Annotated in this window: 10 protein-coding genes; 2 read left to right on the forward strand and 8 right to left on the reverse strand. The window is 59.1% G+C overall.

The annotated features are described in order from the left end of the window. Nucleotides 1-736: 736 nt before the first annotated feature. The 3 genes from LZP73_RS05520 to prfB form a co-directional block, all read right to left on the reverse strand. On the reverse strand, nt 737-1777 hold the full coding sequence (locus LZP73_RS05520) for a substrate-binding domain-containing protein (protein WP_234233466.1): 1041 nt from the start codon (nt 1775-1777) through the stop codon (nt 737-739). A gap of 343 nt (nt 1778-2120) precedes the next feature. Then, nucleotides 2121-3623 (reverse strand): lysine--tRNA ligase, encoded by a 1503-nt coding sequence (lysS, locus tag LZP73_RS05525; protein ID WP_169564691.1) that lies wholly within the window; start codon nt 3621-3623, stop codon nt 2121-2123. 53 nt (nt 3624-3676) lie between these two features. Next, nucleotides 3677-4775 (reverse strand): peptide chain release factor 2 gene (gene prfB / locus LZP73_RS05530; protein WP_169564690.1). Its coding sequence is split into 2 segments (ribosomal slippage): nt 3677-4699 and nt 4701-4775, totalling 1098 coding nucleotides; the frame shifts between segments, so codons are not numbered across the junction. A gap of 292 nt (nt 4776-5067) precedes the next feature. Between prfB and LZP73_RS05535 the strand changes: the two genes are divergently transcribed. Further along, nucleotides 5068-6756 (forward strand): amidohydrolase, encoded by a 1689-nt coding sequence (locus LZP73_RS05535; RefSeq protein WP_234233467.1) that lies wholly within the window; start codon nt 5068-5070, stop codon nt 6754-6756. A gap of 15 nt (nt 6757-6771) precedes the next feature. Here LZP73_RS05535 and LZP73_RS05540 read toward each other — a convergent pair whose 3' ends face one another. From LZP73_RS05540 to LZP73_RS05560, 5 genes are all read right to left on the reverse strand, one after another. Beyond that, on the reverse strand, nt 6772-7650 hold the full coding sequence (locus tag LZP73_RS05540; RefSeq protein ID WP_234233468.1) for a LysR family transcriptional regulator: 879 nt from the start codon (nt 7648-7650) through the stop codon (nt 6772-6774). Nucleotides 7651-7693: 43 nt separating this feature from the next. Beyond that, nucleotides 7694-8860, reverse strand: a complete 1167-nt coding sequence (gene chrA, locus LZP73_RS05545) for a chromate efflux transporter (RefSeq protein ID WP_234233469.1) — start codon at nt 8858-8860, stop codon at nt 7694-7696. A 103-nt stretch (nt 8861-8963) separates the two neighbouring features. Continuing rightward, nucleotides 8964-10142 carry a 23S rRNA (uracil(747)-C(5))-methyltransferase RlmC gene (gene rlmC / locus LZP73_RS05550; protein ID WP_234233470.1) on the reverse strand — a complete coding sequence of 393 codons (1179 nt, stop codon included), beginning with the start codon at nt 10140-10142 and terminating at the stop codon, nt 8964-8966. A gap of 82 nt (nt 10143-10224) precedes the next feature. Further along, nucleotides 10225-11400, reverse strand: coding sequence for a glycerol-3-phosphate dehydrogenase/oxidase (locus tag LZP73_RS05555; RefSeq protein ID WP_234233471.1), 1176 nt, complete (start codon nt 11398-11400; stop codon nt 10225-10227). Between the two features lie 77 nt (nt 11401-11477). Then, on the reverse strand, nt 11478-11924 hold the full coding sequence (locus LZP73_RS05560) for a MarR family winged helix-turn-helix transcriptional regulator (RefSeq protein WP_234233472.1): 447 nt from the start codon (nt 11922-11924) through the stop codon (nt 11478-11480). Nucleotides 11925-12146: 222 nt separating this feature from the next. Here LZP73_RS05560 and LZP73_RS05565 point away from each other — a divergent pair, with 222 nt between their 5' ends. Further along, the gene (locus tag LZP73_RS05565) at nt 12147-12338 is read left to right on the forward strand and encodes a cytoplasmic protein (RefSeq protein ID WP_234233473.1); all 192 of its coding nucleotides are present in this window, start codon (nt 12147-12149) and stop codon (nt 12336-12338) included. Nucleotides 12339-12343 lie beyond the last annotated feature (5 nt).

A 12343-nucleotide genomic window follows, 5' to 3' on the forward strand; every position in this document is an offset into this window, starting at 1 on the left:
GAGTAACACAGATATTTACAGTGACTCTATCAGTAGGATAGCGGCGCCGATACCTACAGTGGGTATCGACATCAGGCTGAACGGAGAATGGGGACAGCCTTCAGCCTCCAATACAGCCGCAGGTTACACATCCCCTTCGAAGTTACCGCAGGGCGTTGAAGACGCTTTATTAAACCAAAGTCGCGTAACGCCGACAGGACGTCGGCGTAGCTTTCGGGCTATCGATTCAATCAAGAGCCCGATGCCCCATAGGAAGCGTTAGTGACTTTCGAATAAGCCCAAGGGGTTGTCAACTTCGTGGGGTGGCACGGGGAGTTCCAGAACAGCTGGGTAGGACAGAACTCATTGCGACTCTACTCTGCTGCCAATGAGTACACCAGAATAAGCACTGTTGCGCCAATGACCGTTGGCGGCATGGATGTCTTCACGGCGTGTCATTGGTGTAACAGTGCGAAAGCCCACGGCAGGTGATGAGTAACACAGATATTTACAGTGACTCTATCAGTAGGATAGCGGCGCCGATACCTACAGTGGGTATCGACATCAGGCTGAACGGATAGTGGGGACCGGAGAGTGGGGAAACGGATAGTGGGGACAGCCACTACTCTTTTTCAGCCTCCAATACAGCCGCAGGTTACACAACCCCTTCGAAGTTACCGCAGGGCGTTGAAGACGCTTTATTAAACCAAAGTCGCGTAACGCCGACAGGGCGGCACGGGGTGATCCAAGGCTGGGCTCAATAGACCCCCCTGGTGTCGGCCGAATCATTGGCTTCGACGCCTGTGCATGTCCCGGTATTCTCCCGGGTACAGGTATGAAACCCGAGATAGCTGAATTCAGTCGGCGGCACTTGGCCCGTCGTCAGGTAGTGGTGGAGCATTTCCGCTCCCAGGCGCCCCATTTCGAAGGGCCGCTGGCCGATATTCACGGTAGACAGCGCCTGCTCGAGCGCCTCGAGCTGGAGCGCTTCGGTATCGGCGGAGATGATCACTGTCTCGTGACTGCTGATCTGCCGCCTGTAGGGTGTCATCCGCGTTATGTAGTGGGGTGAAAACTGGGCGAACCCCGCCACGGCGATGAACACGGGCACGGACTTCTTCAGCACCAATTCCAGCTGATTCAACGCCATGTCGCGTTTGCCCGAAGTATAGAAGGGGCACCTGTCATATTCTTTCCAGCCATTTGCGCCATCGAGGCGCTGCCCCGTGGCCTCACCGGATAAGGCGAAGCGCACCCCATGGATCCGTTCATCAAGATTCGGGGTGCTGACGTTGCCGGACTGGATACACACCAAGGTTTGCCCCTGGGTCTTGAACTGCTTGGCATAGTTGCCCAGGGCGACACCCAGGTCGAAATTATTGGTACCGACATAGGCCAGGCGGTAGCCACTATGTTCCGGCAGGAGATCTGAGTCGAAGGTGATGACGGGAATATGCCTGGCTTTGGCCGCCACCAGGGCATGCTCAACCAGATATTTAGAGTCTGTGGTCGAAACCAGCAGGCCATCGACGCCGCGCGCTATCATCTCATTGATGGCAATCGCCTGTTCCCTTATGTCCTGGAAATACTCGGGCCCACCGTATAGGCAATCAATCCTGAGTTCGGCACTGGTATGCGCCTTGGCGTAAGCCTGGCAGCCATGGAGCGACTGTTCGTAAAAACTGTCCTTCTTGGTCTTGCCTATCACCCCCAGGGTCAGCGTCTCCTGGGCCAGAACCTGGGGAATGGCAAACAAGGCCCCCAAACAAAGGAGCGAGAAGAGAGATAAAGCTTTCATGGCGATCGTCCCTGTAGAGCTAGGATTTCCTTTATGGCTTTCAAGTAAAAGCCAATAAATATCATAATACTATACGCCGATTGCGGGAAAAAACGAAAGCCCCATGCCCAGCCTTTGCGCCAGGTCACACGGCCGAGCCCGGCGCCGCCGGCATACCCAAACGGCCTCGCTGCGTGTCACTTGGGGAGCTATGCAATGATCAATGGCAGACAATGAGAGGCTCGGTAGCCAACCCCTTTGACACCGCAAGCCTGGAGCCATAATCAGGATGAATGGGCAAAAAAAAACCAGCCCCGAGGCTGGTTTTTTATTGATGCGCTGCGTCAAGGCGAGCCGTAGCGGCTTAAACCTGTGGCCGCATCGCCGGGAACAAGATCACGTCGCGTATGGTGTGGGTGTTGGTAAACAACATCACCAGACGATCTATGCCTATGCCCTGACCGGCAGTCGGTGGCAGGCCGTGTTCCAGCGCCGTGATATAGTCGGCGTCGTAGAACATGGCTTCGTCGTCACCCGCGTCCTTGGCATCGACCTGGGCCTTGAAACGACTGTCCTGATCTTCGGCGTCGTTGAGCTCGCTGAAGCCGTTGGCCACTTCACGGCCACCTATGAAGAACTCGAATCTGTCGGTGATGAAGTGGTTGTCATCGTTGCGGCGCGCCAGTGGCGAAATGTCCGCCGGGTAGCCAGTGATGAAGGTAGGTTGCATCAGCTTGGGCTCGGCGGTTTCGCCGAAGATCTCTTCCAGCAGCTGACCACAGGTCCAGAAGTCTTCGACCTTCATGCCCAGGCTCAATGCCAGTTCACGCATGAAACCGACGTTCTTGACCTCTTCGTAGGTCATGGCCTGGATGGTGGCATTGTCCGGATTGTAATGCTTGATGGCGTCCAGCATGCTCATGCGGGTGTATGGACCGCCGAAGTCGACCGTATGCTCGCCGTAAGGCATGCTGGTGCTGCCCATGAGTTCCAGGGCGATGGAGCTGAGCATCTCTTCGGTCAGATCCATCAGATCTTGGTAGTCGGCATAGGCCATATAGAATTCCATCATGGTGAATTCCGGGTTATGGCGTGGCGACAGACCTTCGTTGCGGAAGTTGCGGTTGATCTCGAACACCCGCTCGAAGCCACCGACCACCAGACGCTTGAGGTACAACTCGGGCGCGATGCGCAGGTACATGGCCATGTCGAGGGCGTTGTGGTGGGTCACGAAGGGACGCGCCGAGGCGCCGCCGGGGATCACATGCATCATGGGGGTTTCAACTTCCATGAACTCTTTTTTGATCATGAAGTTACGGATAGCCGCAACCACTTTTGAGCGCATGATGAAGGCCTGGCGTGACTCTTCGTTGACGATGAGATCCACGTAACGCTGACGGTAGCGGGTTTCCTGATCCGTCAGGCCATGGAATTTCTCCGGCAGGGGACGCAGCGCCTTGGTCAGCAACTGGTATTCTTCCATGTTGACGTACAGATCGCCCTTGCCCGACAGGTGCAGCTGACCCGTGACCCCTATGATGTCACCTATGTCCAGCCCCTGATAACGCTCCTTCAGCTCACCCTGCACGCTCTTCTCGGCATAGGCCTGGATGCGACCGGACACGTCCTGGATCACCAGGAAGGGACCACGCTTGGCCATGATGCGACCTGCGATGCTGGTCTTGAAGCCCAGGGCTTCCAGCTCTTCCTTGGTGTTCTGGCCATACTGTGCCTGCAACTCGGCGGCCTTATGGGTACGGCGGAAGGTATTGGGGTGCGCGTTGGCTTCACAAGTCGGGCGTATGTGCTCCAGCTTGGCACGGCGCTCGGCGATCAGCTTGTTTTCATCTTGTACTAAATCAGTCATCTCATTTCTCATCTATAGCTTCAATTCGGTAGCGGTGGCTCGTTGCCGGCGCCTTACAGGCCTGACTTCAGGCTGGCTTCGATAAACTTGTCCAGATCGCCGTCGAGCACCTGTTGGGTGTTGCGGTTCTCGACCCCGGTACGCAAGTCTTTGATGCGGGCGTCGTCGAGCACATAGGAGCGGATCTGGCTGCCCCAGCCGATATCCGACTTGGCGTCTTCGGCGGCCTGCTTGTCGGCGTTCTGCTTGAGCATTTCCAGCTCATACAGCTTGGCCTTGAGCTGCTTCATCGCCGCGTCGCGGTTCTTGTGCTGGGACCTGTCGTTCTGGCACTGCACCACGGTATTGGTCGGCAAGTGGGTGATACGGATCGCCGACTCCGTCTTGTTGACGTGCTGACCACCGGCACCCGAGGCGCGGTAGGTATCGATACGCAGTTCCGCCGGGTTGATATCTATGGTGATATCGTCGTCAATTTCCGGATAGACGAACACTGAGCAGAACGAGGTATGGCGACGGCCGGACGAATCGAACGGCGACTTGCGCACCAGGCGGTGAACCCCTGTCTCGGTACGCAACCAGCCGAAGGCATATTCGCCGCTGAACTTGATGGTCGCGCCCTTGATGCCGGCGACATCGCCGTCGGTGACTTCCATCAACTCTGGGCTGAAGCCATGGGCCTCGCCCCAACGCAGGTACATGCGCAGCACCATGTTGGCCCAATCCTGGGCCTCTGTGCCGCCCGAACCTGACTGGATATCCAGGTAGCAGTCGGAGACATCGTTCGGGCCGGAAAACATGCGGCGGAACTCGAGTTCGGCCAGGCTCTTCTCCAAGTCGCTCAGCTCGCTGCTGGCCTCATTGAAGGTATCCTCGTCGGCTTCTTCTATCGCCAACTCCAGCAGGCCCTCGACATCTTCCAGGCCCGTGTCCATGGTATTGATTGTCTTGACCACTGCCTCGAGCGCGGCGCGCTCTTTCCCCAGCGCCTGGGCGCGTTCGGGATCGTTCCACACTTCCGAGCTTTCCAGCTCGCGGCTGACTTCTTCTAGACGCTCTTGCTTGGCATCATAGTCAAAGATACCCCCTAAGGAGCTGGGTGCGGTCCGCGAGCTCCTTAATCTTGAATTTTACCGGATTGACTTCAAACATGAATTTCCAACTTAAATTAACTGTAGACACTGGTTGCAACCGCATATTTTAACCTAAGCGCGGCTTGAAACCTAGGGGGCTAGTCCAGGTTAGCGCCAGAATAGCGATGATTATTTTTACACCAGGGCCAGGGCCGGCGCAGAAGGACAAAGAACGGCGACGGCGCCGGTCCATGAACGCCCCCAGGGCCTCTATCGCCTCGCTATATGGATTTTGGGATAGCTGCTAGCTTTTAGCATCTCAAAATAGCTTTAGAATGGTCGACTACCTCATGCTAAGGAACTGAAAGACCATGATTAACAGCCACAAGCAAAACTTGCTGAAAACCCTGGCGTTGTCCGGAGCCATCAGCTTATCGGCCTGCGCCAGCGATGAACAGGCCGATACCCTGCTGACCCATGCCAAGATCTACGGCCATCAGGGCGCCAGCAGCCTGGCGATCAAGGATGGCAAGATAATCTACATAGGCTCGGACGACAGCATGAAGCATGTCAGCCCAGGTACCGAGGTGATAGATCTGCAGGGCGGCTATGTGTTGCCCGGCTTCATAGACAACCACAATCATGTGTTTGAAGCCGCCGGCGAGATAGGCAGCGACTGTTTGCTGGATAGAGACAGGGATCTCGACGCCTATGTCCTCAGCCTGAAGCACTGCCGCCGGGATCTCGGCGCGGGTGACTGGCTGCTCGGCTATGGCCACCAGTTGAGCGCCCTGCTCACCGAAACCGGTCCCTCGCCGCTGGCGGTCCTGGACGCCATCTTCCCGGACAATCCCGTGGTGATCATGGAGCAGACCTCGCATTCCATGTGGGTCAACTCGGTGGCGCTGGCCAAGGCAGGAATCGACGCCGCCAGCCCGGATCCCCAGGGCGGCAAGATACTCAAGGACCCGGATACGGGAAAGTTACTCGGGGTGTTGCTGGACAATGCCGGAGAGCTGGTGATGGAGCAGGCCTGGCAGGCCCAGCCGGATCTCAAGGCCGCCAACGAGAGGGGCCTGCTCAACGGCCTGGCGGCTGCGGCCGAGAACGGCATCACCAGCATAGGCGACGGCCGGCTGTACTGGAAACGGGGCTGGCTCGACACCTGGCTCAAACTCGAGGCCGAAGAGAGATTGACCGCCAGGGTCAGCCTCAGGCCCTGGGTCTATCCTGCCACAGATCCGGCGCCGCAGCTGGCCTTCTTCAAGCAGATCCACTCGGATGATCCAGGCAGGCGTCTGCTGCTCAACCAGGTGAAGCTCTACAGCGACGGCATCATAAGCAATGGCACCGCCAGCACCCTGACGCCCTACGACTGGAGCTACAGCCGGGATCTCCCCCATGGACTGGAGTACATTCCGGCCGACAGGCTGGGCTGGTGGCTGAGCGAACTCGACAAGCTGGGATTCGGTGCCCACATACACGCCATAGGCGATGCCGGGGTGCGCAATAGCCTGGATGCCATAGCGGCGATGCGGGCCAAGGGGGTCAAACGTCCCTATGGCATGACCCACCTGGAGATGGTGTCTCCCCAAGACATAGGACGTTTCGCAACCCTGGATGTCGATGCCGACTTTCAGCTGGGCAGCGATTATATCGCCGAGCAGGAGCATGACTGGGCCGTGCCCTTCATCGGCCGACAACGGGCCCATGCCCTGCTGCCAATCAATGCCATCTACCGAAGCGGGGCCAATGTCACCCTCAGCAGCGACTGGAACGTCAATCCGCTCAATCCCTTGATAGGCATAGCCAATGCCCTCTACATGGGGGAAGCAGGCCTGCCGGACATAGACGCCGCCATAGACGCCTATACCCTGAATGCGGCCAGGGCACTGGGAATAGCCGAGATCACGGGATCACTTGAGCCGGGCAAGGCGGCCGATCTTGTGGTGCTGGAGCGGGACATCACCCAGCTGGCACCAGAGCAAATTGCCGCCACCAGGATACTCATGACCTGGCTCGAAGGTGAGCGGGTATTCAATCTGGATGAGGCGCGCTGAGGCCGCGCCAGGGGATCAGAGCAGGCGGCGTTTGAGCAGTTCGATCAAGGGGCCGCCCAGGGCGCCGCTATCGAATCCATGGTGCCAGCGCAGTTCCAGCCGGCGCTTGATTGGCGCCAGCTCGCTGCTCAGCTGCAGCCGCACCAGACTGGCATCCGCCAATTCTGCCTGCACCAACGACAGCGGCAGGAAGGCAAAACCGTCAGAATCGCGCAGCAGCCGCTTGAGCAGCTGCAGATCCGAGATCAGGCCATAGCAACCACTGAAGCCCAGCTCCATACTCTGGCGCGCCTCCCGGCCACGGGCCCAAACCCATTCACGATAGCCGGCAAGCTGACCCGGATCCACCCGCGCCGCCCCGCTCAGGGGATGCGTGCCGGCAACCAGAATGCACTCCTCATATTCACCCACACGGCAATAACCCCAATCGGGCTGATGCAGGGCCATATCCTCGTGGAGCAACAGCAGGTCACATTCGCCCCGCTCGAAAGCCTGGCTCAGGGCCTCATGGCTGTCGTTCTTGAGGATCAGATCCAGATCGGGAAATTGCCTCAAATAGTCACTCAACGCCGGGGCCAGGCCCTCCATGGGAATATAATTCTCTACCCCCAGGATGACGGTGCCTGTGCCATGCTGTGCCAGACTGCCGGCCGATTGATAGAAGCGCTCGCATTGGGCCAGCGCCAGGGTGGCCACAGGCAGGAGGCTCTCCCCTGCCTGACTGAGGCTGATTTGATTCTGACTGCGCTCGAACAGCTTGAGCCCGAGATCGATTTCCAGCTCGGCTATCCACTGGCTCAGCTGTGGTTGGCGCTTGCCCATGACCCGCGCCGCGGCCGACACTGAGCCCAGTTGGGTCGCGAGCACGAAGGCCTTCAAATGTTGGATATTCATCGCATCCTCCGGGGATCAAATGCCATTCCTGGGTCGGTGGCAGCTAGCCTGCCAATACACTCGCCAATATGCCGGCGCCGGCAAAGCCGGCCACCAGCAGCACTATGTGCGGCCGGAATAGCTTGAGACAGCCGAAGCCCACCAGAACCAGCGCCATATCCTGGGGCGAGACCACGCCACTGCTGAATACCGGCCGGTACAGGGCCGCCAACAGCAGCCCCACCACGCAGGCGTTGACCCCGGCGATGGCGGCGGCAATTCTGGGACGGGCGGCGATGAAATGCCAGCTGTCCAGGCCCACCAGCATCAGCAGGAATCCGGGCAGGAAGATGGCCCCGGTCGCCACCAGGGCGCCCAGCAGCGGCTGCTCGAGCCAAAGCTCGGCCCCCAGAAACGTCGCCAGGGTAAACATGGGCCCGGGCACGGCCTGGGCCAGGGCATAGCCGGTGAGGAAGCGATCGCCGCTCATGGCCTGGGCGACATGGGTCTCCAGCAGCGGCAGCACCACATGGCCGCCGCCGAACACCAGGCTGCCCACCTGATAGAACTGGGCGAACACCAGAGTCAGGCCACTACCCTGGGACAGCCAATAGAAGGAGGCCAACAGCAAGGCGCCAAACAGCCCCAGCCAGACCAGATTGAGCCTGATGGCCGGCGGCGCGCTCGTGGCCGCTGCCCCCGCCTGCCGGCCGTTGAGCCAGACAGCGCCTGCTATGGCCCCAAGGCACAAGAGCAACAGCTGCGCGCCCATGGCCGGCAGCAGCAACATGGTGACGGCGCTCGCCAGCATGAGCCCTTGGGTGAGCTTACGGCGGCAAAACTGGCCGAACATGCCGAGCACGGCATCAAACACCACCACCACGGCCAGCAGCTTGAGACCATGGATGACGCCGTTGAAATAGCCATTGTCCAGCCATTGGGCACTGGTCACCGCCAGCAAATACAAGAGGATGAAGGATGGCAGGGTGAAGCCGGCGAAGGCGGCCAGGGCGCCGTTCAATCCGCCGCGGTAATAGCCTATGGCGAAACCCAGCTGGCTGGAGCCAGGCCCGGGCATGAACTGGCTCAGGGCCACCAGACCGGCGAAACGCTTGTCATCCAGCCAGCCCAGCTCCTTGACGAAGGTCTGGCGAAAATAGCCTATATGGGCCGCCGGACCACCGAAACTCACCAACCCAAGAGAAAGAAAACGTAAAAAGATCTGCCACATATAGCTAAGGTTCCCTGCAATGATACGACTGGGCCAGATTATGACATCAAGATGCCCCAGAGATGACATTCGGGGAAATAATTTTACCTGGGCCGGGTACGGCTCAGGCCTCGCGCTCCAGCATCACCAGCACTTCGAAGTGATCCGTGTGGGGGAACATGTCGAACAGCTGCACCTTGGTGATGGCATAACCTTGAATATGGGCCAGATCTTTGGCCAAGGTCTTGGGGTTGCAGCTGGAATAGAGGATAGCCCTGGGGGCGAACTCGCTCAGGGAGCGACACAGGGTCTCGCCTATGCCGCGCCTGGGCGGATTGACTATGATGAGATCCGGCTTATCTGCAGCGCTTTCGCCCCTGGCGAAATCGGTGGAATCCAGGGCGCTGAAACTGACCTTTTCCAGCCCCATGGCCGCGGCCGACATTTTGGCGCAGGCGATGGCCTCGGTCTCTATCTCTATGCCTGTTAAGCTGATGTCTTTGGCGGCGCAGTGCAGCCCGAAACCGCCGACGCCGCAGAAGAGATCCCAGAGGCTGGTCGGCTTGAATTCGGCCACCCAATCACGGGCCGTCCGGTACAGCTGGGCCGCGACATCCGGATTGGTCTGGAAGAAACTCTTGGGGCGGATATACAGAGGCACATCGTTGAACCTCTCTTCCAGCCGGGTCTGCCGGGTGAGAAAGATCTCTTCCTCGCCTTCGAGGATCGCCATATGCACAGGCTGTATGTTGACCGACACCAGCTTGATCTGCGGATATTCCGCCAGCAGCTTGGGCAGCTCACGCTCGATGCGCGCTATGGCCTGGTGGGAGCGCAGCACGAACCTGAGCATATACTCACCTTTGGCCTGGCTGCGGGTCAGGAGCACAAACTTGAGCTCGCCCTTGGCCTTGGAAACCTGGTAGGGCGGCAGACCCGCCTGGCGCACGAAGGTCTCGAGTCGATGCAGCAACTGCTGCATGTCGTCGGGATAGAGGCTGCAATCGCAGAGGCTGACCGCCTCGCCGCTTGGGCTGAGCAGGCCAAGGATAGGCTGATGGGCGGCGCCCAGGGCCACCATCTTGGCCTTGTTGCGAAAGGCGGTTTCGGCACTCAACACGGGCGGCAAGTAGGCTTGCACCGCAAAATTGGCCAGCAGCGCCTGTAGTTCCCGGGTCTTGGCCGCGACTTGCTCGGCCATGGGCAGCCGAATATGACGGCAGGACAGGCATAGGCCAGACTCAAAATAGGCACACTTCACGGCAAGATCACTCGGCTGTCTCTGAACCCATACAGGGCTCATATTAGAGCTCATATTGGGGCTTGGGCTGAAAACGTCACACTCTAGCGTTTTTCGGCGCAAAAATCATTATTCATCACCCTGGCTAAGACAATTCCAGCTCATCGACATCGGCGAGCCGGGCCCTGGGACCCAAGGTTTGGGTTAACCAGTCGACGGCCTCCTTGGCCGTGCGTCTGAAGGTGGTCAACTTGCCGCCGTACAGGCTCAAGAGCCGCGGGTGACTGGGCCGGCATTGGAGCAGCGCATCCCGCGGCCGCTCGAACGCATTGCCGGATTGACGCGGCAATACCCGCACACCACAGAAGCTGCCGAGGATCTTGGCGCTCAGCGCCGTCACATCCCCCGCCGCCGGGAAATAATGCGTATATATGCCCAGCAGATAGTCGATTTCCTCCCGGGTCGGCTCCGGCTTATTTCCCAGTGACGACAGCACAGTCTCAGTGGTGCCGATCAGCGTCTTGCCATACCAGGGCATGACGAAGATCACCCGCTTATCGAAACAGGACTCAAGATACAGTATGCCATCCAGCGCCTGGATATCCAGCAACAGGTGGGTGCCCTGCACCCAGTCTATGGCCTCGGCGGCGATCGCCGGGGTGACGCTTGCCAGCACCCGGTTGACCCAGGGGCCGGCACAATTGACGACGGCCTTGGCGCTGACCAACCGCTCGCTTCCCTGATGGCGATAGCCGACACGGCATAGCTCGGGACCATGCTTTATCTCCAGGCAGCTGGCCTGGGTCAACACAGTGGCACCGAGGGAGACGGCGCTGCGTCCGACCGCCCGGGTCAGCAGCTTGTCGTCGGTCTGGGCATCCCAGTATTGAAATACTGCCTTCAGCCCCTGCAATTTTAAGCCTTGGATTTTCGGCCAATACATGGCGGGAATGGATTCGAAGCGTCCCAGGGAATCGAACTCACTCAGCACGGCATACAGGCTCAGACCTGCGCGTATGGTCCATGGGCTGCGCCGGCTGTCGCTGTACACAGGGATATAGAAGCGCACCGGCTTGACCAGGGTCGGCGCCAACCTGAGCAAGGCACGGCGCTCGAGCAAGGACTCGCGCACCAGATGCAACTGGGCGTTTTCCAGATAGCGCAGGCCGCCATGGATCAGCTTGCTGGAATTGGCCGAGGTCTGGGCCCCGATTTCGCCCTGCTCCAGCAGCAGCACTGAATAACCGGCGGCGCTGGCACACTGGGCCACGCCGACGCCGTTGATCCCGCCACCTATGATGACCAAGTCATAACTTTCCATGTAACTTCCTTAAGCTGCCATCCCAATATAAGAGCCCTGCCCTGTGTTTAGAGCCCTGTGTCTAGAACCCTGTATCCTCAGTCCTGGGCCTGACTGAGTCGCTCCAGCGCCTGCTCGCATAGGGCCTTCAAGGCCAGCAGCTCGTCGGTGGAGCCACCCACCTTGCAGCGCATCTGCTCGGGAACGCCCCTGGCGGCGAGTTGCAGTTCGCCACCCGCCTGGGTCAACTGCAGTACCCGCACCCGCTCGTCACGCTCGCTGCGGCCACGACTCACCAGCCCCTTGGCCTCCAGCCGTTTCAGCAGCGGCGTCAGGGTACCTGAGTCCAGATGCAGCCTATCCCCCAGGGTCTTGACGCTGATCCCTTGCTCCTGCCATAACACCAGCATGACCAGGTATTGGGGATAGGTCAGATCCAGCTTGTCCAGCAGGGGGCGATAGGCCCGCACCATGGCGTTGGCGGCGCTGTAGAGGGCGAAGCACACCTGATTGTCCAGGCATAGGTTTTCATCGGCTGCAGACATTTTCACACCTAAGAGAGAATCGATATAAGTTGTGTGCAATATACTTCTATTCCCGGAAGAACGCCATAGCCCAGAACACCATAGCCCAGAACACCATAGCCAGAGGGCCGCGCGCCATGCCAGGGCCCAATATGCGCCGCCGGGAAACCTTGCCCATGCGGGCTAAAGTTTCGCCTGCGTGGGCCGATATAGGGCTATCCATGGAATTTTAGAGAGACCCAGATGCCACTCGCTATCAATGCCTCGGCTCAGCCCAACAATGTCAGCAACGACAACGTCAATGTGAAGGTCATGCAGCTGGCGAAACAGCAACAAGAGATGCAGGGCGAGATGGTCATGCAGCTGATCGATGCCGCCGACATTGCCCCCGCCCCGGTGAATAACACGGGCCACAACATAGATGTGATGGCCTGACCCGG

It is taken from the genome of Shewanella sp. AS16 (assembly GCF_021412365.1).
Taxonomy (GTDB): Bacteria; Pseudomonadota; Gammaproteobacteria; order Enterobacterales; family Shewanellaceae; genus Shewanella; species Shewanella salipaludis.